Origin of the sequence: Rhodococcus sp. 11-3 (genome assembly GCF_023704055.1) — a bacterium.
In the GTDB taxonomy this organism is placed as follows: domain Bacteria; phylum Actinomycetota; class Actinomycetes; order Mycobacteriales; family Mycobacteriaceae; genus Rhodococcus; species Rhodococcus aetherivorans.
Genome location: NZ_CP080406.1, coordinates 4,116,924 through 4,137,249 on the forward strand (window position 1 = coordinate 4,116,924; position 20,326 = coordinate 4,137,249).

The 20,326-nt window shown below is 68.2% G+C and carries 34 protein-coding genes; 3 read left to right on the forward strand and 31 right to left on the reverse strand.

All coding sequences use genetic code 11. The annotated features are described in order from the left end of the window. Position 1 precedes the first annotated feature (1 nt). Together KZJ41_RS19270 and KZJ41_RS19275 are read right to left on the reverse strand one after the other, a co-directional pair. On the reverse strand, positions 2–568 hold the full coding sequence (locus tag KZJ41_RS19270; protein ID WP_029544898.1) for an NADPH-dependent FMN reductase: 567 nt from the start codon (positions 566–568) through the stop codon (positions 2–4). A gap of 18 nt (positions 569–586) precedes the next feature. Continuing rightward, positions 587–1,168 (reverse strand): TetR/AcrR family transcriptional regulator, encoded by a 582-nt coding sequence (locus tag KZJ41_RS19275; protein WP_006947198.1) that lies wholly within the window; start codon positions 1,166–1,168, stop codon positions 587–589. A gap of 57 nt (positions 1,169–1,225) precedes the next feature. Between KZJ41_RS19275 and KZJ41_RS19280 the strand changes: the two genes are divergently transcribed. Then, positions 1,226–2,368: an acyl-CoA dehydrogenase family protein gene (locus tag KZJ41_RS19280; RefSeq protein WP_006947196.1), complete on the forward strand. Its 1,143-nt coding sequence runs from the start codon at positions 1,226–1,228 to the stop codon at positions 2,366–2,368. 168 nt (positions 2,369–2,536) lie between these two features. After that, the gene (locus KZJ41_RS19285) at positions 2,537–2,704 is read left to right on the forward strand and encodes a hypothetical protein (RefSeq protein WP_155948273.1); all 168 of its coding nucleotides are present in this window, start codon (positions 2,537–2,539) and stop codon (positions 2,702–2,704) included. A 274-nt stretch (positions 2,705–2,978) separates the two neighbouring features. On the opposite strand, the gene KZJ41_RS19290 is transcribed toward KZJ41_RS19285, so the two are convergent. The 9 genes from KZJ41_RS19290 to infA form a co-directional block, all read right to left on the reverse strand. Next, a complete protein-coding gene (locus tag KZJ41_RS19290) occupies positions 2,979–3,983 on the reverse strand; it encodes an alpha/beta hydrolase family protein (protein WP_006947192.1) in 1,005 nt (334 codons plus the stop codon). A 91-nt stretch (positions 3,984–4,074) separates the two neighbouring features. Beyond that, positions 4,075–5,022: a tRNA pseudouridine(38-40) synthase TruA gene (gene truA / locus KZJ41_RS19295; protein WP_029544901.1), complete on the reverse strand. Its 948-nt coding sequence runs from the start codon at positions 5,020–5,022 to the stop codon at positions 4,075–4,077. Positions 5,023–5,027: 5 nt separating this feature from the next. Further along, entirely contained in the window at positions 5,028–5,600 is a 573-nt protein-coding gene (rplQ, locus tag KZJ41_RS19300) for a 50S ribosomal protein L17 (protein WP_029544902.1), read from the reverse strand. 31 nt (positions 5,601–5,631) lie between these two features. Then, complete coding sequence (locus KZJ41_RS19305) at positions 5,632–6,693, reverse strand: DNA-directed RNA polymerase subunit alpha (RefSeq protein ID WP_006947180.1); 1,062 nt, start codon at positions 6,691–6,693, stop codon at positions 5,632–5,634. A 102-nt stretch (positions 6,694–6,795) separates the two neighbouring features. Beyond that, positions 6,796–7,401, reverse strand: a complete 606-nt coding sequence (gene rpsD / locus KZJ41_RS19310) for a 30S ribosomal protein S4 (protein WP_006947173.1) — start codon at positions 7,399–7,401, stop codon at positions 6,796–6,798. A 21-nt stretch (positions 7,402–7,422) separates the two neighbouring features. Further along, on the reverse strand, positions 7,423–7,836 hold the full coding sequence (rpsK, locus tag KZJ41_RS19315) for a 30S ribosomal protein S11 (RefSeq protein WP_003938066.1): 414 nt from the start codon (positions 7,834–7,836) through the stop codon (positions 7,423–7,425). Beyond that, positions 7,836–8,204, reverse strand: a complete 369-nt coding sequence (gene rpsM, locus KZJ41_RS19320) for a 30S ribosomal protein S13 (protein WP_003938067.1) — start codon at positions 8,202–8,204, stop codon at positions 7,836–7,838. The genes rpsK and rpsM overlap by 1 nt, the downstream gene beginning before the upstream one ends. A gap of 244 nt (positions 8,205–8,448) precedes the next feature. Further along, positions 8,449–8,562 (reverse strand): 50S ribosomal protein L36, encoded by a 114-nt coding sequence (rpmJ, locus tag KZJ41_RS19325; protein ID WP_003938068.1) that lies wholly within the window; start codon positions 8,560–8,562, stop codon positions 8,449–8,451. Between the two features lie 91 nt (positions 8,563–8,653). Beyond that, on the reverse strand, positions 8,654–8,875 hold the full coding sequence (gene infA, locus KZJ41_RS19330; protein ID WP_003886926.1) for a translation initiation factor IF-1: 222 nt from the start codon (positions 8,873–8,875) through the stop codon (positions 8,654–8,656). A 172-nt stretch (positions 8,876–9,047) separates the two neighbouring features. Between infA and dtd the strand changes: the two genes are divergently transcribed. Then, complete coding sequence (dtd, locus tag KZJ41_RS19335; protein WP_006947171.1) at positions 9,048–9,485, forward strand: D-aminoacyl-tRNA deacylase; 438 nt, start codon at positions 9,048–9,050, stop codon at positions 9,483–9,485. A gap of 84 nt (positions 9,486–9,569) precedes the next feature. On the opposite strand, the gene map is transcribed toward dtd, so the two are convergent. From map to rplB, 20 genes are all read right to left on the reverse strand, one after another. Continuing rightward, complete coding sequence (map, locus tag KZJ41_RS19340) at positions 9,570–10,367, reverse strand: type I methionyl aminopeptidase (protein ID WP_006947169.1); 798 nt, start codon at positions 10,365–10,367, stop codon at positions 9,570–9,572. A gap of 18 nt (positions 10,368–10,385) precedes the next feature. Continuing rightward, the gene (locus tag KZJ41_RS19345; protein WP_006947168.1) at positions 10,386–10,931 is read right to left on the reverse strand and encodes an adenylate kinase; all 546 of its coding nucleotides are present in this window, start codon (positions 10,929–10,931) and stop codon (positions 10,386–10,388) included. Further along, positions 10,928–12,241: a preprotein translocase subunit SecY gene (gene secY, locus KZJ41_RS19350; RefSeq protein ID WP_006947167.1), complete on the reverse strand. Its 1,314-nt coding sequence runs from the start codon at positions 12,239–12,241 to the stop codon at positions 10,928–10,930. The genes KZJ41_RS19345 and secY overlap by 4 nt, the downstream gene beginning before the upstream one ends. Positions 12,242–12,488: 247 nt before the next feature. Beyond that, positions 12,489–12,932 carry a 50S ribosomal protein L15 gene (gene rplO, locus KZJ41_RS19355; protein WP_006947166.1) on the reverse strand — a complete coding sequence of 148 codons (444 nt, stop codon included), beginning with the start codon at positions 12,930–12,932 and terminating at the stop codon, positions 12,489–12,491. After that, positions 12,929–13,129, reverse strand: coding sequence for a 50S ribosomal protein L30 (rpmD, locus tag KZJ41_RS19360; protein ID WP_006947165.1), 201 nt, complete (start codon positions 13,127–13,129; stop codon positions 12,929–12,931). Before rpmD ends, rplO begins: the two co-directional genes overlap by 4 nt. Next, positions 13,129–13,779, reverse strand: coding sequence for a 30S ribosomal protein S5 (rpsE, locus tag KZJ41_RS19365; protein WP_006947163.1), 651 nt, complete (start codon positions 13,777–13,779; stop codon positions 13,129–13,131). The genes rpmD and rpsE overlap by 1 nt, the downstream gene beginning before the upstream one ends. 31 nt (positions 13,780–13,810) lie before the next feature. Next, complete coding sequence (rplR, locus tag KZJ41_RS19370; RefSeq protein WP_029544906.1) at positions 13,811–14,218, reverse strand: 50S ribosomal protein L18; 408 nt, start codon at positions 14,216–14,218, stop codon at positions 13,811–13,813. A 2-nt stretch (positions 14,219–14,220) separates the two neighbouring features. Continuing rightward, positions 14,221–14,760: a 50S ribosomal protein L6 gene (gene rplF, locus KZJ41_RS19375; RefSeq protein WP_006947161.1), complete on the reverse strand. Its 540-nt coding sequence runs from the start codon at positions 14,758–14,760 to the stop codon at positions 14,221–14,223. Between the two features lie 14 nt (positions 14,761–14,774). Then, positions 14,775–15,173: a 30S ribosomal protein S8 gene (gene rpsH, locus KZJ41_RS19380; protein WP_017681442.1), complete on the reverse strand. Its 399-nt coding sequence runs from the start codon at positions 15,171–15,173 to the stop codon at positions 14,775–14,777. A 178-nt stretch (positions 15,174–15,351) separates the two neighbouring features. Next, positions 15,352–15,537, reverse strand: a complete 186-nt coding sequence (locus KZJ41_RS19385) for a type Z 30S ribosomal protein S14 (protein WP_006947159.1) — start codon at positions 15,535–15,537, stop codon at positions 15,352–15,354. A gap of 4 nt (positions 15,538–15,541) precedes the next feature. Further along, positions 15,542–16,108, reverse strand: coding sequence for a 50S ribosomal protein L5 (rplE, locus tag KZJ41_RS19390; RefSeq protein ID WP_006947158.1), 567 nt, complete (start codon positions 16,106–16,108; stop codon positions 15,542–15,544). Position 16,109: 1 nt separating this feature from the next. After that, positions 16,110–16,427 carry a 50S ribosomal protein L24 gene (gene rplX, locus KZJ41_RS19395; RefSeq protein WP_006947157.1) on the reverse strand — a complete coding sequence of 106 codons (318 nt, stop codon included), beginning with the start codon at positions 16,425–16,427 and terminating at the stop codon, positions 16,110–16,112. Beyond that, a complete protein-coding gene (gene rplN / locus KZJ41_RS19400) occupies positions 16,427–16,795 on the reverse strand; it encodes a 50S ribosomal protein L14 (RefSeq protein WP_006947156.1) in 369 nt (122 codons plus the stop codon). The genes rplX and rplN overlap by 1 nt, the downstream gene beginning before the upstream one ends. 206 nt (positions 16,796–17,001) lie before the next feature. Next, positions 17,002–17,286: a 30S ribosomal protein S17 gene (rpsQ, locus tag KZJ41_RS19405; RefSeq protein ID WP_026137932.1), complete on the reverse strand. Its 285-nt coding sequence runs from the start codon at positions 17,284–17,286 to the stop codon at positions 17,002–17,004. Then, on the reverse strand, positions 17,283–17,519 hold the full coding sequence (rpmC, locus tag KZJ41_RS19410) for a 50S ribosomal protein L29 (protein WP_003938084.1): 237 nt from the start codon (positions 17,517–17,519) through the stop codon (positions 17,283–17,285). Before rpmC ends, rpsQ begins: the two co-directional genes overlap by 4 nt. Then, positions 17,519–17,935: a 50S ribosomal protein L16 gene (gene rplP / locus KZJ41_RS19415; protein ID WP_006947154.1), complete on the reverse strand. Its 417-nt coding sequence runs from the start codon at positions 17,933–17,935 to the stop codon at positions 17,519–17,521. The genes rpmC and rplP overlap by 1 nt, the downstream gene beginning before the upstream one ends. Before the next feature lie 3 nt (positions 17,936–17,938). Beyond that, on the reverse strand, positions 17,939–18,736 hold the full coding sequence (gene rpsC, locus KZJ41_RS19420; RefSeq protein WP_003938086.1) for a 30S ribosomal protein S3: 798 nt from the start codon (positions 18,734–18,736) through the stop codon (positions 17,939–17,941). Next, complete coding sequence (gene rplV, locus KZJ41_RS19425; RefSeq protein WP_037201025.1) at positions 18,736–19,161, reverse strand: 50S ribosomal protein L22; 426 nt, start codon at positions 19,159–19,161, stop codon at positions 18,736–18,738. Before rplV ends, rpsC begins: the two co-directional genes overlap by 1 nt. Then, the gene (gene rpsS / locus KZJ41_RS19430) at positions 19,158–19,439 is read right to left on the reverse strand and encodes a 30S ribosomal protein S19 (protein ID WP_003938088.1); all 282 of its coding nucleotides are present in this window, start codon (positions 19,437–19,439) and stop codon (positions 19,158–19,160) included. The genes rplV and rpsS overlap by 4 nt, the downstream gene beginning before the upstream one ends. 19 nt (positions 19,440–19,458) lie before the next feature. Continuing rightward, positions 19,459–20,292, reverse strand: a complete 834-nt coding sequence (gene rplB, locus KZJ41_RS19435) for a 50S ribosomal protein L2 (RefSeq protein ID WP_003938089.1) — start codon at positions 20,290–20,292, stop codon at positions 19,459–19,461. Positions 20,293–20,326: the final 34 nt, after the last annotated feature.

Genomic DNA, 20,326 nt, shown 5'->3' on the forward strand with positions numbered 1-20,326 from the left:
CTCAGCCGGGGTAGGGCTGGGCGGCCCGCCCGGCGCGCACGGTCCGCGCCCACCAGGCGAGCTGGTTCAACATGCGCTGCGCGGCGTCGATCGCGGCGCCGTCGGTGGTGGTGCCGTCGGCGGCGAAGGCGTGCTTGACGCGGTGGAAGCTGACCGATTCGCGGACCGGGACCATGTGCACCTCGACGACGACCTGCCGGAGTTGCTCGACGGCGCGCAACCCGCCGGAGAGCCCGCCGTAGGAGACGAATCCGATCGGCTTGGTGCGCCATTCGCGTTTGACGGTGTCGATGGCGGTCTTGAGGGCGGCCGGGTACCCGTGGTTGTACTCGGAGGTGACGACCGCGAACGCGTCGGCCGCCTCGATCCGCCGGGTGAACGCCTCGGCCTCAGGGCCGCCGGAGAGATCCTGCGGCAGCGGGGTGTCGGCGAGGTCGAGCACGCCGACGTCGAACTCGGGGCGCTGCCGTGCGGTGGCGGCGAACCAGTCGGCGACGACGGGGGCGATCCGTCCGGCGCGCACGCTGGCGACGACGATCTCGAGACGAATCGGGGCTTCGGCGTCCATGGGCCGATGGTAGGCGGCTCAGGCGGTGAGGCCGTGGGTCAGGAGGGCGGCGAGTTCGCGGTAGGCCTGGGCGTCCGGCAGGCCGGTGGCCTCGGCGACGTGGCGCTGCTGGATGCGGACCATGACAGCCGCGACGACGTCGGCGACGAACGCGGCGTGCACGTCGCGCAGTTCGCCGGCGGCGACGCCGTCGGCGATGAGGTCGCGGACGCGTTCGGCGGCGAGGCGGGTGTTGCGTTCGTAGACCTCGCGGGCGGTGGGGGCGGCGGCCATGTCCTCCATGAACTGCGCGGAGGCGGGTTCGAGTTGCCGGCCGACGGCTTCGAGGTAGGCGCGGATGCGGTCGGCGGCGCCGGTGTGGCCGTCGAGTTCGGCCTCGACGCGTTCGGTGGCGCCACGGAAGAAGTGCACGGTGGCTGCGCGGACGAGGCGGTCCTTGCTCTCGGCGAGGGTGTAGAGCGTCGACTTCGAGCAGTGCAGGCGGGCGGCGATGTCGTCGAGGGTGAAGTGGGCGAAGCCCGCGGCGAGGAACAGGGCGACGAGCTGGTCGAACAGCTGCGCCTGACGTGCCGTGCCGCGTCGGATCCCCGCTCTTGTCATACTTCATACAGTACTGCAGTATCGTTCTCAGTACTATTTCCGATCGAGGAGTCTGCCGTGCCTGTCGAGCGCCTGCTGCCCACCCCCGAGGCCTACGACCTCATCGAACTGACCCGCGACGTCGCGGACAAGGTTCTCGCCCCGCGGGTCGTCGAACACGAGCGCACCGAGACGTTCCCCGAGGGAGTCTTCCCGGCCCTCGGCGCGGCGGGGTTGCTGAGCCTGCCGTACCCGGAGGAATTCGGCGGCGGCAACCAGCCGTACGAGGTGTACCTGCAGGTGCTCGAGGAGCTCGGCGCCCGCTGGGCGGCGGTTGCCGTCGCGGTGAGCGTGCACGGGCTGTCGTGCTTCGCGCTGGCCACCCACGGCACCGACGAGCAGAAGAACAAGTGGCTGCCGGACATGCTCGGCGGCGACACGATCGGCGCCTACAGCCTCTCCGAGCCGCAGGCCGGGTCCGATGCCGCGGCCCTGGCCTGCCGCGCGACGGCCGTGGACGGCGGCTACCGGATCTCCGGATCGAAGGCGTGGATCACCAACGGCGGCAAGGCGGACTTCTACACGCTGTTCGCCCGGACCTCCGACGCCGGCTCGAAGGGCATCTCCTGCTTCCTCGTGCCGGCCGGAACCGAGGGCCTGAGCTTCGGTAAGCCCGAGGAGAAGATGGGTCTGCACGCCATCCCGACCACCACCGCCCACTACGACGACGCGTTCGTACCCGGCGAGCGCCGCATCGGCGCCGAGGGCCAGGGCCTGCCGATCGCGTTCAGCGCGCTCGACTCGGGCCGGCTCGGCATCGCGGCCGTCGCGGTGGGTCTCGCGCAGGCCGCGCTCGACGAGGCCACCGCATACGCCAAGGAGCGCAAGGCGTTCGGCAAGAAGATCATCGACCACCAGGGACTCGGGTTCGTCCTCGCCGACATGGCCGCCGCGGTGGACTCGGCCCGCGCGACGTACATCGACGCCGCGCGCCGCAAGGATGCCGGCCTGCCCTACTCGCGGCAGGCGTCGGTCGCCAAGCTCGTCGCGACCGATGCGGCGATGAAGGTGACCACCGACGCCGTGCAGGTGCTCGGCGGCTACGGCTACACCCGCGACTTCCCCGTCGAACGTTTCATGCGGGACGCGAAGATCACCCAGATCTTCGAGGGCACGAACCAGATCCAGCGGCTGGTCATCGCGCGGCACCTGGCCGGCTGACGGTGTGAACTCCCGGCAGCCCCGGGGCGCGCACTCCCGGCGGCGTCGGGGCGCGCGGCCGTCCTCCCCGGCGGCTCGCGCACCCCGACACCGCCCGGATAACTCCTGCCGTGGAATCTGAAACATCCTCCTGTCAGATTTTGCGAACCACCTGCTACCGTGCGCCGGGTGGACAGACGCCGTAGGCGTGGCCGCAGAGCCGCGGACCGGATGGAGTGGGCGGCCGACGCCGCCGACACGGTGGCGACACTCGCCGAGCTCGGCGTCCTGTTCCTGCGGCTCCTGTCGCTGCCGTTCCGCGCGGTGGCGGCGCTGCTCCGGATGATCGCGGACTGACCTCCGACCCCTCGCCGTTCCCCTCGGTATCCTGCGTCACATTTTCTGGGCAAAGCGGACAGCCTGTACTTAGATCTTGTTGGACGTACGTCCAGGATTTGTACATCGACATCGGAGGTAATTCCCATGCTGCTCGGCTCGCTCGGCTCCCTGATCGACCACGTGCTCTCCTTCCTCAGCTGGCTGATCTGAGAGACGCCTCGACGCGTAGCGAAGGGGGCGAGGTCATCCGACCTCGCCCCCTTGCTGTTTCCGTCACGCGTGCCGGGCCGCGCTACGCGCCGATCGCCTCCGCGAGGATCGGCCAGGACTCGTGCAGCGCGTCCTGCCAGTAACCCCACGAGTGCGTGCCCTGCGCGCCCGTGCTGAAGGTCGCCTCGATCCCGAGTTCGTCGAAGGTCCGCCGCAGCCGCTCGGTGCACTGGGCCGTGGCCGCCTCGATGGATCCGAGGACGACCAGGTCGACCGGATCCACCTGCCCGCCCAACGCCGCCTCGTGCGGGCCGGGCAGACCGCCGCCGGACGAGATGTACAGCGTCGTGCCGCGCAACTTCTCCGCGTTCAGCGCCGCATCGTTGGCGATCCACCCCGGTCCGCCGATCGGCCCCCACATGTTCTCGACGTCGCCGCCGCCGAGGGTGACGACGGCCTCCACGTAGCTGCGCCCCGGGTCGCTGCTCGTCTGTGCACACCCGCTGTAGGACGCCACCGCCTCGTACAGCCCCGGCGACTGCTGGGCGAGGGCCAGCACCGAGCTGCCCGACATCGACATCCCCGCGACGGCGTTGCGGCCGTCGGCGCCCAGCACCGCGTCGACGACCGGCGGCAACTCCGACGTCAGGAACGTCGCCCACCGGTGCCGGCCGAGCTTCGGGTCGTCGCGGATCCAGTCCGTGTAGTACGCGAAGGCGCCGCCCACGGGAGTGACGACGTTGACGTTCTTGCCGTCGAAGAACTCGCGGACATCCGTCTGGTCCCGCCAGTTGGCGGCGTCCTCACCCCCACCGGCGCCGTTGAGCAGGTAGAACGTCGGTCGCGCCGCGGAGGTGTCCGCGGGCCGGATCACCTCGACCGGGATCACCCGGTCCATGGACGGCGAGTACACGTGCAGCACCCAGTCGCGCGCGGTCCGCTCCTCCACGTGATCGACGTAGGCACCGGCCGGGTCCGCATCCGCAGCCGGCTGGGCGAGCGCCGGTGCCGTCAGCAGCGACGTCGCGGCGAGCAGTGCCACCGCCACCGTCGCACCCCGTCGCCGGATCGCGGGCAAGTCGAGCAATGGGTGCCTCCCTCTCACACGCCGATCCCCCGGCCGGGCCGGCCGGGGGACGTGCTCGTCGGAACATATCACCGGCCGGCCCGGCCGCAGGTCAGCAGCAGCCGGGGCTGATGGGCCCGCGCATCTCGCGGGTGGCCGCGTTGCGCGCCGCGAGGTCGTCGTCGGCGGGATAGTCGACGCCGACGAGACTGAGCCCGTGCGCCGGGGCCACGGCCACCGCCGCGGCACGCTCCCGTTCGTCGAGCAGTGCGGTCATCCATTCGACACTGCGCCGCCCCTCCCCCACGGCCAGCGCCGCGCCGACGAGGCTGCGCACCATCGACCAGCAGAACGCGTCCGCGCTCACGTGCGCGGTGAGGATCACGCCGACGTCCGGACCGGCGCCCGCCGCGCGACCGCCGGACACCGTCCAGTCGAAGCGCTGCAGTTCGCGGACCGTCGTCGCCCCGTCGCGCCGCTTGCAGAAGGCCGCGAAGTCGTGCAGGCCCAGCAGCGAGGTCGACGCCGCGCGCATCGCGTCCACGTCCACCGGCTTGGGCCAGGCGACGGTGTCGCGGGCCCGCAGGGGGTCCGCCCCGTACACGGCGGTGGTGAGCCGGTACTCGTAGTGCCGGCGGATCGCCGAGAAGCGGGCGTCGAAGTGCGGCGGGGCGACGGAGATGCCGGTGATGCGGACGTCGCGGGGCAGGAACCGGGCGAGACGGCGCACCAGGCGGACGAGGTCGTCCGGAATCGCGGCGGTGGGGACGTCGACGTGCGCGACCTGACCGGAGGCGTGCACCCCGGCGTCGGTGCGGCCGGCGACGGTGAGCTGCACCGGCGCGCGCACGATCGCACCGAGCTTCTCCTCGATCTCCCCGCACACCGTCCGCCGTCCGGGCTGACGCGCCCAGCCGGAGAAGTCGGTGCCGTCGTAGGCGATGTCGAGCCGCAGCCGGGTGGTGTCCACGGCGGCGGCGGAAGGGTTCTCGAAAGCAACGGGCCCGCCGCCCCCGTGGGGGGCGACGGGCTCGTTCGCTTCAGCGGATGCCGAAACCAAGTGGACTAGTCCTTCTTGGCCTCGTCGGCGTCCTTGGCGTCGGCCGCGGTGGCGTTCTCGTCCTCGATCGCGTCGACGACGGCGTCCGCGTTCTCGACCTGCGCGTCGGTGGCGTCGGCCTCGACGGCCTCGACCACATTCTCCTCGGCCGGGGCCTCGGTGGCCGGCGCGCTCTGCGAGGCGGCGACGCGCCGGGCGCGGTCGGCCTCGGACGTGACCGTCTTCTCCTTGACGAGCTCGATGATCGCCATGGGAGCGTTGTCACCCTTGCGCGGCATCGTCTTGACGATGCGGGTGTAGCCGCCGTTGCGGTCCTCGTAGAACGGGCCGATCTCCGCGAACAGCGTGTGGACGACGTCCTTGTTGCGGATGACCTTCAGCACCTCACGACGGTTGGCCAGCGTGCCGGCCTTCGCGTGCGTGACGAGCTTCTCGGCGTAGGGCCGCAGGGCCTTGGCCTTGGCCTCGGTGGTGGTGATGCGGCCGTGCTCGAAGAGCGCGGTGGCCAGGTTGGCCATCAGCGCCTTCTGGTGCGAGGCCGACCCGCCGAAGCGGGCACCCTTCTTGGGCTTGGGCATGATGAATCTCCTAGTAACGGACCGTGAGCTGCTACAGCTGCTCGGTCTCGGCGTAGTCCTCGTTCCCCTCGGCGTCGCCGAAGGAACCGGCGTCCGTGTCGCTCCAGGTACCGGTCGCGGCGTCGTAGCCGGCGACGGTGCTCGGGTCGAAGGACGCGGGGCTGTCCTTGAGGGAGAGGCCGAGCGAGTGCAGCTTGACCTTCACCTCGTCGATGGACTTCTGACCGAAGTTGCGGATGTCGAGCAGATCGGACTCCGTGCGTGCCACGAGCTCACCGACGGTGTGCACACCCTCGCGCTTGAGGCAGTTGTAGGACCGGACCGTCAGGTCGAGGTCCTCGATGGGGAGTCCGAAGGAGGCGATGTGGTCGGCCTCGGCGGGCGAGGGACCGATCTCGATGCCTTCTGCTTCGACGTTCAGCTCACGGGCCAGACCGAAGAGCTCCACCAGGGTCTTGCCCGCCGAGGCGAGCGCGTCCCGCGCGGTGATCGAGTTCTTGGTCTCCACGTCGAGAATCAACCGATCGAAGTCGGTGCGCTGCTCGACGCGGGTCGCCTCCACCTTGTAGGTCACCTTGAGCACCGGCGAATAGATCGAGTCGACCGGGATGCGGCCGATCTCGGCGCCGGATGCCTTGTTCTGAACAGCGGGGACGTAGCCGCGGCCGCGCTCGACGACGAGCTCGATCTCCAGCTTGCCCTTGTCGTTCAGGGTGGCGATGTGCAGGTCCGGGTTGTGGACGGTGACACCGGCCGGGGGCACGATGTCGCCCGCGGTCACGGTGCCGGGGCCCTGCTTGCGGACGTACATGGTGACCGGCTCGTCCTCTTCCGAGCTGACCACGAGGCCCTTGAGGTTCAGGATGATGTCGGTGACATCCTCCTTGACCCCGGGGACCGTGGTGAACTCGTGGAGCACGCCGTCGATGCGAATGCTGGTGACGGCCGCGCCCGGAATCGAGGACAGCAGGGTGCGACGAAGCGAGTTGCCGAGGGTGTACCCGAAACCGGGCTCGAGGGGTTCGATGACGAACTTCGAGCGGTCGTCGGCGATGACCTCTTCGCTGAGGGTGGGTCGCTGCGAGATGAGCATGGAGTGCCTCCTTGTGGGCGTCCGCCATATGACGCCCTGGTCGGGGTGTGGTGTCCCCCCGGACCTCGGGAGGACCGGAAGGACACCACGGCGCGAAGCGCCTTACTTCGAGTAGTACTCGACGATCAGCTGTTCCTGCAGCGGGATGTCGATCTGCGCGCGCTCGGGGAGCTGGTGGACCAGCACCCGCAGACGCGGGCCGACGACCTGCAGCCAACCCGGGATCGGGCGGTCACCCTGGGTCTCACGGGCCACCTGGAAGGGCAGCGTGCCCAGCGACTTCTCGCGGACGTCGATGATGTCGTACTGCGAGACGCGGTAGCTCGGGATGTCGACCTTCTTGCCGTTCACCAGGAAGTGGCCGTGGCTCACCAGCTGGCGGGCCTGACGGCGGGTCCGGGCGAGACCGGCGCGGTAGACGACGTTGTCCAGACGCGACTCGAGGATGACCAGCAGGACCTCACCGGTCTTGCCGGGCCGGCCGGCGGCCTCCTCGTAGTAACGACGGAACTGCTTCTCCATCACGCCGTAGGAGAAGCGGGCCTTCTGCTTCTCCTGCAGCTGGAGCAGGTATTCGCTCTCCTTGATCCGCGCGCGGCCGTGCTGGCCGGGCGGGTAGGGGCGACGCTCGAACGCCTGGTCGCCTCCGACGAGGTCGACGCGCAGACGACGCGACTTACGGGTAACGGGACCGGTATAGCGAGCCATGATTCAAACCTTCCTTTCCCGTTAGACGCGACGCCGCTTGGGCGGACGGCAGCCGTTGTGCGGCTGGGGGGTGACGTCGGAGATGGTGCCGACCTCGAGGCCCGCGGCCTGGAGGGAGCGGATCGCCGTCTCGCGGCCCGAGCCCGGGCCCTTCACGAAGACGTCGACCTTCTTGACACCGTGCTCCTGCGCCTTGCGGGCAGCGTTCTCGGCGGCGAGCTGCGCGGCGAACGGGGTCGACTTGCGCGAACCCTTGAAGCCGACGTGGCCGGAGGACGCCCAGGAGATGACGTTGCCGTTCGGGTCCGTGATGGACACGATCGTGTTGTTGAAGGTGCTCTTGATGTGAGCGGCACCGTGCGGGACGTTCTTCTTGTCCCTGCGGCGCGCCTTCTGGGTCTTCTTCGGACCGGTGCTGCGTGACTTGGGAGGCATTACTTCTTCTTTCCTGCGACGGTGCGCTTCGGACCCTTGCGGGTGCGGGCGTTGGTCTTGGTGCGCTGTCCACGCACGGGCAGACCACGACGGTGTCGCAGGCCCTGGTAGCAGCCGATCTCGATCTTGCGGCGGATGTCCGCCTGGACCTCGCGGCGGAGGTCACCCTCGACCTTGTAGGTCTCCTCGATGAACTCGCGCAGCTTGGCGAGATCCTCGTCGGAGAGGTCCTTGCTGCGCAGATCCGGGCTCACGCCGGTGGCCTCGAGGATCTCCTTCGAGCGGGTACGGCCGATGCCGTAGATGTAGGTCAGTGCGATCTCCATCCGCTTTTCGCGGGGAAGATCGACACCTGCGAGACGTGCCATGTGGCATTCCTATTCGGTGTGCGGAGGTCTGCTCCCAGCCCGTCCCCTGCGTCGTGAAACTGTGTGGTCCCGCGGCCCGGCCGAAGCCGGAACGCCGGTAGTCCGAAACACAGTGGGGCCCCGGCCTCCGAACCGGGGGTGTATCGCGCGGCTCCCCGACGAATCGGGAATCGTGACCGAACGACTGGTGCTGGAAGGTCTTCTCTAGCTTGTTGCCAAGCCGATCTTTCGAAGAGCGGGTGGTCTAGCCCTGGCGCTGCTTGTGGCGCAGGTTCTCGCAGATCACCATGACCCGGCCGTTACGGCGGATCACCTTGCACTTCTCGCAGATCTTCTTGACGCTCGGCTGAACCTTCACGGTGCGTCTGATCTCCTGTGTGTACGCCTGCGGCAGAGCACGAGGCATGCCGCAGACATGGTTCTCCCCGACCGTGCGGCCGGGGAAGCTCTTACTTGTAGCGGTAGACGATGCGCCCACGCGACAGGTCGTAGGGCGAGAGCTCCACGACAACCCGGTCCTCGGGCAGGATGCGAATGTAGTGCTGACGCATCTTGCCGCTGATGTGAGCCAGGACCTTGTGACCGTTCTCGAGCTCAATGCGAAACATCGCATTGGGCAGCGGCTCGATCACGCGACCCTCGACCTCGATGGCTCCGTCTTTCTTGGCCATATCCTCCGCGATCCGTGTTGTTCGGCGTGTGGTTGCATCGGTTTCCGTTACCGTGACGCTCGACGTGACCGGCCTGCGGACAACCGCGGGCCGGCGCGCAGGGCGCACCATCGATCTATGTTACGGGAACTTTCCCACCGGGGCCAAATGCCGAGATGCGAGGAGGACAGCCGTGCGGGCGTTGGTTCAGCGGGTGACGGGTGCCGCGGTCGCGGTCGACGGGCGCGAGGTCGCCCGCATCTCGCCCCGGGCCGGCGGTCACGGGCTGCTCGTGCTCGTCGGCGTGACCCACGACGACGACGCGGCGAAGGCCGCCACGCTCGCCCGGAAGGTGTGGACGTTGCGGATCCTCGAGGACGAGAAGTCCGCGTCCGATCTGGCCGCACCGATCCTCGTCGTCAGCCAGTTCACGCTCATGGCCGACACCCGCAGGAGCCGCCGTCCGTCGTGGTCGGCGGCCGCGCCACGCGCGGTGGCCGAACCCCTGGTGGACGAGTTCACGACGGCGCTGCGCGGCCTGGGCGCCGACGTGCAGACCGGCGTCTTCGGGGAGCACATGGAGGTGAGCCTGGTGAACGACGGCCCGGTCACCCTCCTGCTCGAGGCGTGAACCGGCGGCGCCCGCGGCCCGAGCGAATGTATCGTTCAGCTCCTTCACGGCAGCGAGCGATACATTCGCTCGCCGCCACCGCCGCTACTCCGGGCGCGGGGTCAGGATGCGCGGACCGTCCTCGGTCACCGCGACGGTGTGCTCCCAGTGCGCGGCGCGGCTGCCGTCGGTCGTGACGACGGTCCACTTGTCGCCGAGCACCTCGGTCTCGTAGGTGCCGAGGGTCAGCATCGGCTCGATGGCGAGCACCGATCCCACCACGAGACGGGGGCCCTTGCCGGGCGCGCCCTCGTTCGGCAGGAACGGGTCCATGTGCATCTCGCGGCCGATGGCGTGGCCGCCGTAGCCGTCGACGATGCCGTAGCTCCGGCCGTGCGCCGACTCCGCGGCGCGGGTACCCAGCTCGATGGCGTGCGAGACGTCGGTGAGCCGGTTGTCCGGCAGCATCGCCGCTATCCCCGCCTCCATCGACAGCCGCGTCGCATCGCTGAGGTCGGCGTCGGCGGCGGAGAGCTCACCGACTCCGAAGGTCCACGCCGAGTCGCCGTGCCAGCCGTCGAGAATCGCGCCGCAGTCGATCGACACGAGATCGCCCTCGGCGAGGATCTCCGTCGCCGAGGGGATGCCGTGCACCACGCGGTCGTTCACCGACGAACAGATCGAGCCGGTGAACCCGTGGTAGCCCAGGAAGGAGGGGACGGCCCCCGCGTCGCGGATGACCGCCTCCGCCACCTGGTCCAGTTCCAGGGTGCTCACGCCCGGCTTCGCCGCCTTCCGTACCGCCACGAGAGCGGCGCCGACGACGGCACCCGCCGCCGCCATCGCATCGAGTTCGCCGGCGGTGCGGAACGGAACCACCTTGCGCTTGCGCCCGAAACCCATCTTCTTGCTCCTGCGTCCTTACTTGCCGAGGGCCGCGAGGGCGCGCGCGTTGATCTCGTCGACCTCGCCGACGGCGTCGACCGTGACGAGCGAATCGGCGTAGTAGTCGAGCAGCGGCGCGGTCTCCTCGCGGTAGACCCGGAGCCGGTTGCGGATGACGTCCTCGGTGTCGTCGGCGCGGCCGCGGGCGAGCATCCGCTCCACCACCACGTCCTCGTCGATGTCGAAGGACAGGACCCCGTCGAGTTGGGTGTCGAGATCCTTCAGGATGGCCTCGAGTTCGCGAGCCTGCTCCACGCTGCGGGGGAAGCCGTCGAGCAGGAAGCCGTTGGCGGCGTCGGGCTCGGCGAGGCGGGCGCGCACCATGTTGTTGGTGATCTCGGCGGGCACGAGCTCCCCGGCGTCGATGTACTTCTTGGCTTCGAGGCCGAGCGGGGTGCCCTGCCCGATGTTGGCCCGGAACAGATCCCCGGTGGAGATTGCGGGGACGCCGAGCTTCTCCGACAGGATGGCGGCCTGCGTGCCCTTGCCGGCACCGGGCGGACCGAGGAGTACAAGTCTCACTTGAGGAACCCTTCGTAGTTGCGCTGCATGAGTTGACTTTCGATCTGCTTGACAGTGTCCAGCGCGACACTGACGAGAATGAGCACCGCGGCGCCGCCGAAGATGCTGGTGGCGGTCTGGCTGCCCGAGAGGAAGAAGTTGGGCAGCGTCGCGATGAGACCCAGGTACAGCGAACCTGGAACCGTGATGCGGTTGAGGACGTAGCTGAGGTACTCGGCAGTGGGGCGTCCCGGCCGGATGCCGGGGATGAATCCGCCGTACTTCTTCATCTCGTCGGCCCGTTCCTCCGGGTTGAAGGTGATGGCGACGTAGAAGAAGACGAAGAAGACGATCAGCGAGAAGTAGATCGCGATGTAAACGGGGTTGTTCGGATTCACCAGGTATTCGTTGATGATCCGCTGCCACCAGCTCGGGTCGGTGGCCGAGGTGGCTCCGGTCAGCTGGGCGATGAGGTTCGGCAGGTACAGCAACGACGACGCGAAGATCACCGGGATGATGCCGGCCTGGTTGACCTTCAGGGGCAGGTAGGTCGAGGAACCGCCGTACATGCGCCGGCCCACCATGCGCTTGGCGTACTGCACCGGGATCCGGCGCTGGCCCTGCTCGACGAACACCACGCCGGTGATGACCACCAGCGCGACGACGAGGACGATGGCGAAGACCAGGCCACCGCGGGACTCGAGGATGGTGCGGCCCTCGGCCGGCAGCCGCGAGGCGATGCCGGAGAAGATCAGGATCGACATGCCGTTGCCGACGCCGCGCTCGGTGATGAGCTCACCGAACCACATGACGAGTGCCGCACCGGCCGTCATGACCAGCACGATCACGACCATGCCGAAGATGCTGTCGTCGGCCAGGATCGGTTCGGTACAGCCCTGCAGCAGCTGACCGCGGGCCGCGAGGGCGACGATGCCGGTGGACTGCAGCACGGCGAGCGCCACCGCGAGGTACCGCGTGTACTGCGTCATCTTGGCCTGGCCGGCCTGGCCCTCCTTGCGGAGTTCCTCGAATCGAGGAATGACCACCGTCAGCAGCTGGACGATGATGCTCGCGGTGATGAACGGCATGATGCCGATCGCGAACACCGACAGCTGTAGCAGCGCGCCACCGGAGAACAGATTGATCAGCGAGTAGATCCCGGCGGAGTCGCCGCCGCTGAGCTGATCGATGCAGGCGCGCACATTGCCGTAGTCGACGCCCGGAGACGGCAACGTCGCGCCGAGGCGGTACAGGGCCACCAACCCGAGCGCGACGAGGATCTTCCGCCTCAGGTCCGGGGTCCTGAGGGCCGAGACGAAGGCGGAAAGCAAAGATCCTCCTGGCAGGGCGAAACGGGAGACTGTGGATCGACGCGCGGGGTCCGACGGTCGACAACTCTTGAACTCTAGCAGCGCGCCCCGGACCGGTGCCGTGGCGCCGGGTCGGGGCGGCTCGCACGCGCGGCGGATGTGCTCCGCCGCGCGGCATGCGGTGGGGTGCGAACGCCGAACGGCCGCACTGCGGGACGTGCTGCAGTGCGGCCGTTCTCGAGCTGTGCGTCACGCACGAGCGAACCGGTCAGGCCAGTTCGGTCGCGGTGCCGCCGGCAGCGGCGATCTTCTCCTTGGCGGAACCGGAGAACTTGTTCGCGGTCACCTGCACGGCAACCGTGAGCTCGCCCTCGCCGAGGACCTTCACGAGCTGGTTCTTGCGAACCGCGCCCTTGGCGACGAGCTCGTCGACGCCGACCTGGCCACCCTCGGGGAACAGGCGGGCGATGTCGCCGACATTGACGACCTGGTATTCGGTGCGGAAGGCGTTCTTGAAGCCCTTGAGCTTCGGCAGCCGCATGTGCAGCGGCATCTGGCCACCCTCGAAGGCCGCCGAGACGTTCTTGCGCGCCTTGGTGCCCTTCGTACCGCGACCGGCGGTCTTGCCCTTCGAACCCTCACCGCGGCCGACGCGGGTCTTGTCCGTCTTCGCGCCCGGGGCCGGGCGCAGGTGGTGCAGCTTGATGGTCACTTGGAGGCCTCCTCAGCAGTGACTTCCTCGACAACGACGAGGTGACGCACCACGTTGATCAAGCCGCGGTTCTGCGCGTTGTCCTCGCGGACCACGGACTGGCGGATCTTCCGCAGACCGAGGGTGCGCAGGCTGTCGCGCTGGTTCGACTTGGCGCCGATGGTGCTCTTGACCTGCGTGATCTTCAGCTCTGCCATTACTTCACGCTCCCAGCAGCCTGTGCCCGGGCGCGCAGCATGCCCGCAGGTGCGACGTCCTCGAGGGGCAGACCGCGGCGAGCCGCGACTTCCTCGGGGCGCTGCAGCTGCTTGAGGGCGGCCACGGTGGCGTGCACGACGTTGATGGCGTTGTCGCTACCGAGCGACTTCGACAGGATGTCGTGGATGCCCGCGCATTCGAGCACGGCACGCACCGCGCCACCGGCGATCACACCGGTACCCGGCGAGGCCGGACGCAGCATGACGACACCCGCCGCGGCCTCACCCTGCACCGGGTGGGTGACGGTGGAGCCGATGAGCGGGACGCGGAAGAAGCCCTTGCGCGCTTCCTCGACACCCTTCTGGATGGCCGCGGGAACTTCCTTGGCCTTGCCGTAGCCGACGCCGACCAGGCCGTTGCCGTCGCCCACGATCACCAGCGCGGTGAAGCTGAAGCGACGGCCGCCCTTGACGACCTTCGACACACGGTTGATCGAGACGACACGCTCGATGTAGTTCGACTTCTCGGCGGCACCGCCGCCACGCGAGTCACGATCGCGGCGGTCGCGACCACCACGCTGGTCCCCGGTGTTGGGGCCATTCTGTCCGGCGGGGCCGTTGCCGCCGTCACGCCGCTGACGTCCCGGCATCAGGCGTTCCTTCCGTTCGAAGAGATGGTCATCAGAACTTCAACCCGCTTTCGCGAGCCGCGTCTGCGAGGGCCGCGATCCGGCCGCTGTAGGTGTGGCCGCCGCGGTCGAAGACCACGGCCTCCACGCCGGCAGCCTTGGCACGCTCGGCGAGCAGCTGACCGACCTTGGCGCCGCGCGCCTTCTTGTCGCCCTCGACCGCACGCACGTCCGGCTCGACGGTCGAGGCCGCCGCCAGGGTGGTGCCCGTCAGGTCGTCCACCAGCTGGGCGTGGATGTGGCGCGAGGACCGGTTCACGACGAGACGGGGACGCTCGGCGGTGCCGGCGACCTTCTTGCGCAGACGGAAGTGCCGACGCTGCTTCGACAGCCGACGCCGGGTGGACGCGTCCTTGCCGAGCGGAATCCGCTTGGCCTTCTGGTTCTCGGTCTGGCTCATGATCACTTACCCGTCTTTCCGACCTTGCGGCGCACCTGCTCGCCCTCGTAGCGGATGCCCTTGCCCTTGTACGGGTCGGACTTGCGCAGCCGGCGGATGTTGGCCGCGATCTGGCCGACCTTCTGCTTGTCGATGCCCGAGATCGAGAACTTCGTCGGCGACTCGACCGCGAACGTGATGCCCTCGGGGGCCTCGATCGGGACCGGGTGGCTGTAGCCGAGCGAGAACTCGAGGTCCTTGCCCTTGAGCGCGACGCGGTAACCGACGCCGTGGATCTCCATCTTCGTGGTGTACCCCTGGGTGACACCGTCGATGAGGTTCTGCACGAGGGTGCGCGACAGGCCGTGCAGCGCACGGCTGCGGCGCTCGTCGTTCGGACGGCTCACGTTGAGCGCGCCGTCCTCACCCTTGGCGATGGTGATCGGCTCGGCGATGGTCAGCGAGAGGTTGCCCTTGGGGCCCTTCACTGCGACGTCCTGGCCGTCGATGGTCACCTCGACACCCGAGGGGACGGTGACCGGAAGCTTTCCAATACGCGACATTGTGGTGGCCTCCCTTACCAGACGTAGGCGAGGACTTCCCCGCCCACTCCCTGCTTGGCCGCCTGGCGATCGGTGAGCAGGCCGGAGGACGTGGAGATGATCGCCACGCCGAGGCCGCCCAGGACCTTGGGCAGGTTGGTGGATTTCGCGTACACGCGCAGGCCGGGCTTCGACACGCGGCGCACACCGGCGAGGCTGCGCTCACGGGAAGGGCCGTACTTGAGGTCGACGACGAGGGTCTTGCCCACCTCGGCATCCTCGGTGCGGAAGTCGGCGATGTAGCCCTCACGCTTGAGGATCTCGGCGATGTTCGCCTTGATCTTCGAGTGGGGAAGCTTCACCTCGTCGTGGTACGCCGTGTTGGCGTTGCGCAGACGCGTCAAGAAGTCTGCGATGGGGTCGGTCATGGTCATGGCTGACCTGTTCACCTTTCTCGTTGCGGTTCCCATGCAACACCGGCAGTGGTGACGAATCACCGGTGCGCCGGCCGTGGGCCTACGACGAACTTGGTTTCATGCGGACCGGACGCGGATGCGACCGGCCCCTGACAGTAGTGACGGTGGGTGACCCTGCGGTCACCCACCGTTCACGTCACCAGGAGCTCTTGTGAACTCCGGGAAGCTCACCGCGGTGTGCCATCTCACGGAGGCAGACGCGGCAGAGACCGAACTTGCGGAACACCGCGTGGGGGCGCCCGCAACGCTGGCAGCGGGTGTAGGCGCGCACCGCGAACTTCGGCTTCTTGTTGGCCTTGTTGACCAGTGCCTTCTTAGCCATGGGCTCAGTTCTCCTTGAACGGGAAGCCGAGGTGCTTCAGCAGGGCACGGCCTTCTTCGTTGTTGGTGGCGGTCGTGACGACGGTGATGTCCATGCCGCGCGGGCGATCGATCTTGTCCACGTCGATCTCGTGGAACATCGACTGCTCGTTCAGGCCGAACGTGTAGTTGCCGTTGCCGTCGAACTGGTTGCCGTTGAGGCCACGGAAGTCCCGGATACGGGGCAGCGCGATGGAGACCAGGCGGTCCAGGAACTCCCACATGCGGTCGCCGCGCAGCGTGACGCGCGCACCGATCGGCATGCCCTCACGGAGCTTGAACTGCGCGATCGACTTGCGGGCCTTGCGGATCTCCGGCTTCTGGCCGGTGATCAGGGCCAGGTCGGCGACGGCGCCGTTGATCAGCTTCGCGTCGCGGGCGGCGTCACCGACACCCATGTTGACGACGACCTTCACGACGCCGGGGATCTGCATGACGTTCGCGTAGTCGAACTCCGCGTTCAGCGCGTCGCGGATCTCCTCGCGGTACCGGGTCTTCAGACGCGGTGCGGTCTTGTTCTCGGTGGTGGTCATGTCAGATGTCCTTCCCGTTCTTCCGGGAAATCCGAACGCGCTTGCCGGTTTCCTCGTCGGTCCGGTAGCCCACCCGGGTGGGGTTGCCGTCCGAGTCGATGACAGCGACGTTGGAAACGTGGATCGGGGCCTCCTGCGTCACGATGCCCCCGGAAGAGGCGCCGCGCTCGTTGGCCGAGACCGCCGTGTGCTTCTTGATCCGGTTCACGCCCTCGACGAGGACCCGGTTCTCCTTCGGGTAGGCCGCGATGACCTTGCCCTTGGCACCCTTGTCCTTGCCCGAGATGACGAGCACGGTGTCGCCCTTGTGCACCTTCATCACAGCACCTCCGGAGCGAGCGAGACGATCTTCATGAACCGCTTGTCGCGCAGCTCACGGCCGACGGGGCCGAAGATGCGGGTGCCGCGCGGGTCGTTGTCACCCTTGATGATGACGGCGGCGTTCTCGTCGAACTTGATGTACGAGCCGTCCGGCCGGCGGCGCTCCTTGGAGGTGCGCACGACGACAGCCTTGACGACGTCACCACGCTTGACGTTGCCACCGGGGATCGCGTCCTTCACGGTGGCGACGATGATGTCACCGATACCGGCGTAGCGACGGGACGAGCCACCGAGAACGCGGATGCAGAGAATCTCCTTGGCACCCGTGTTGTCGGCGACGCGCAGTCGCGACTCCTGCTGGATCACTTACTTCTCCTTGACCTGGCTGAATTCGACAGATCCGGGTGCGCGCACCCTTTTCTGTCTGCACGGCGGATTTCCGACCCGACGTGCACGGTCCGTACCCACGAAGGTGGGGCTGTCCCGGCGCTGCCTGAAGCAGGCCGCTCGAGACAACCCCACCATCGTACTGGGTCCCTTCGTCACCCCCGCGGCGGGGGGTGGAGGAGGCCTTACTTGGCCTTCTCGAGCACCTCGACCAGACGCCACCGCTTGGTCGCGGACAGCGGACGGGTCTCCATCAGCTGCACGCGGTCGCCGATGCCGGCCACGCCGTTCTCGTCGTGCGCCTTCACCTTGGTGGTACGGCGGATGATCTTGCCGTACAGCGGGTGCTTCACCCGGTCCTCGAGCTCGACCACGATCGTCTTCTCCATCTTGTCGGAGACGACGTAGCCGATGCGGACCTTGCGGCTGGCGCGCTCTTCCTTCTGGGTCACTGCCTTTTCCTCACTCATGCCGCGTCACCCGCATCCGGGCCGGAGGCCAGGCCGAGCTCGCGCTCACGCAGCACCGTGTAGATGCGAGCGATCTCGTTGCGCACGACGCGCAGCCGACGGTTGTTGTCCAGCTGGCCGGTGGCCATCTGGAAACGAAGGTTGAACAGCTCTTCCTTCGCTTCGCGGAGCTTGGTGACCAGCTCTTCCTCGGTCAGCTCGCGGAGCTCTGTGGCGGGGGTTCCGGTAGCCATCAGAACTGCTCCTCCCTCGTCACGATCCTGCACTTGCACGGGAGCTTGTGCATCGCGCGCCGAAGGGCCTCGCGGGCAATCTCCTCGTTCGGGTAGCTCATCTCGAACATCACCCGTCCGGGCTTGACGTTCGCGACCCACCACTCGGGCGAGCCCTTACCGGAACCCATGCGGGTCTCGGCCGGCTTCTTGGTGAGGGGGCGATCCGGGAAGATGTTGATCCAGATCTTGCCGCCACGCTTGATGTGCCGGGTCATGGCGATACGAGCGGACTCGATCTGCCGGTTGGTGATGTAGGCCGGCTCGAGAGCCTGGATGCCGTAGTCACCGAAGGTCACCTGGGTCCCACCCTTGGCGGCACCCGAGCGGCTCGGGTGGTGCTGCTTGCGGTGCTTGACCCGCCGTGGGATCAACATGCGTCAGCCCTCCTGATTCTCGGTCGGAGCGGGTGCATCGGCGGAGGCGGCGCGGCCGGCGTCGGTGCTCGTCGCGGTGGTGCCCGAGGCACCGGAGCGACGGGGACGGCTCGGACGCTCGCGACGGGGGCGGTCGGCCGGGGCGGCGGCCGCAGCGGCCAGCTCACGACGGCCACCGACGATGTCGCCCTTGTAGATCCAGACCTTCACGCCGATGCGGCCGAAGGTGGTCTTCGCCTCGTACAGGCCGTAGTCGATGTCCGCGCGCAGCGTGTGCAGCGGGACCCGGCCCTCGCGGTAGAACTCCGAGCGGGACATCTCGGCGCCGCCGAGGCGGCCCGAGCACTGCACCCGGATGCCCTTGACGTTGGGCTGGCGCATGGCCGACTGGATGGCCTTGCGCATGGCGCGACGGAACGCGACGCGGTTCGAGAGCTGCTCGGCGACGCCCTGCGCCACCAGCTGAGCCTCGGACTCGGCGTTCTTGACCTCGAGGATGTTCAGCTGAACCTGCTTGCCGGTCAGCTTCTCGAGCTCGGCGCGGATGCGATCGGCCTCGGCGCCGCGACGGCCGATGACGATGCCCGGACGCGCGGTGTGGATGTCCACACGCACACGGTCGCGGGTGCGCTCGATCTCGACCTTGGCGATGCCGGCACGCTCGAGGCCGGTGGCCAGGAACTTGCGGATCGCGACGTCTTCCTTCACGTACTCCGCGTACTGCTTGTCGGCGTACCAGCGCGACTTCCAGTCGGTGGTGATGCCCAGACGGAAGCCGTGCGGGTTGATCTTCTGGCCCACTACTGAGCTCCCTTCCGGCGGTTACGGTTTCCAGCAGACGCAGGCGCCTTGCTCTCGACGATCACGGTGATGTGGCTCGTCCGCTTGCGGATGCGGAATGCACGGCCCTGGGCGCGCGGCTGGAACCGCTTGAGGGTCGCGCCCTCGTCGACGTACGCCGTCGCGACGACAAGCGTGCTCGGGTCGAGGTCGAGGTTGTTCTGCGCGTTCGCGGCGGCGCTCGCGATCACCTTGGCGACCGGCTCGGCCGCGGCCTGCGGTGCGAACTTCAGGATCGACAGAGCCTCGTCCACGGACTTGCCCCGGACGATGTCGACGACGCGGCGCGCCTTCATCGGGGTCACGCGCACGTGGCGCGCAACAGCCCGAGCGCTGTTTGCGGGTGTTTCGGTGCTCAGCTGTGCCGAGCTCTTCGCGTTGCTCATCGGCGCTTGCTCTTCCGGTCGTCCTTGATGTGGCCCTTGAACGTACGGGTCGGCGCGAACTCGCCGAGCTTGTGGCCGACCATCGACTCCGAGACGAACACCGGCACGTGCTTGCGACCGTCGTGGACGGCGAACGTGTGACCGATGAAGTCGGGCAGAATGGTGGAACGGCGCGACCAGGTCTTGATGACCTGCTTGGTGCCCTTTTCGTTCTGCGTATCGACCTTCGCCAGGAGGTGGTCGTCGACGAACGGGCCCTTCTTGAGGCTGCGTGGCATTCTCTAACTCCCTCCTTGACTAGCGCTTCTTGCCGGTACGGCGACGACGGACGATGAGCTTGTCGGACGCCTTGTTCTTGCGGGTGCGGCCCTCGGGCTTGCCCCACGGGCTGACCGGGTGGCGACCACCCGAGGTCTTGCCCTCACCACCGCCGTGCGGGTGGTCGACCGGGTTCATGACCACACCACGGACGGTCGGGCGCTTGCCCTTCCAGCGCATGCGGCCGGCCTTGCCCCAGTTGATGTTCGACTGCTCGGCGTTGCCGACCTCGCCGACGGTGGCGCGGCAGCGCACGTCGACGCGACGGATCTCACCGGAGGGCATACGCAGGGTGGCGTAGGTGCCTTCCTTACCGAGCAGCTGGATGCTGGCGCCGGCGGAGCGGGCCATCTTGGCGCCGCCGCCCGGACGCAGTTCCACCGCGTGGATGGTGGTACCGGTCGGGATGTTGCGCAGCGGCAGGTTGTTGCCGGGCTTGATGTCGGCCTGCGGGCCGGACTCGACCGGGGCGCCCTGCACCAGGCCCTTGGGGGCGATGATGTAGCGCTTCTCGCCGTCCACGTAGTGCAGCAGCGCGATGCGGGCGGTGCGGTTGGGGTCGTACTCGATGTGAGCGACCTTGGCCGGGATGCCGTCCTTGTCGTTGCGGCGGAAGTCGATCAGGCGGTAGGCACGCTTGTGTCCGCCACCCTTGTGACGGGTGGTGATGCGGCCGTGCGCGTTGCGACCACCGCGGCCGTGCAGCGGGCGAACCAGCGACTTCTCGGGCGTCGAGCGGGTGATCTCGGCGAAGTCCGAGACACTCGCGCCGCGCCGACCCGGGGTTGTCGGCTTGTACTTACGAATTGCCATGAGTCTTCTCGTCCTCTATCTCTCGAGACCCGGC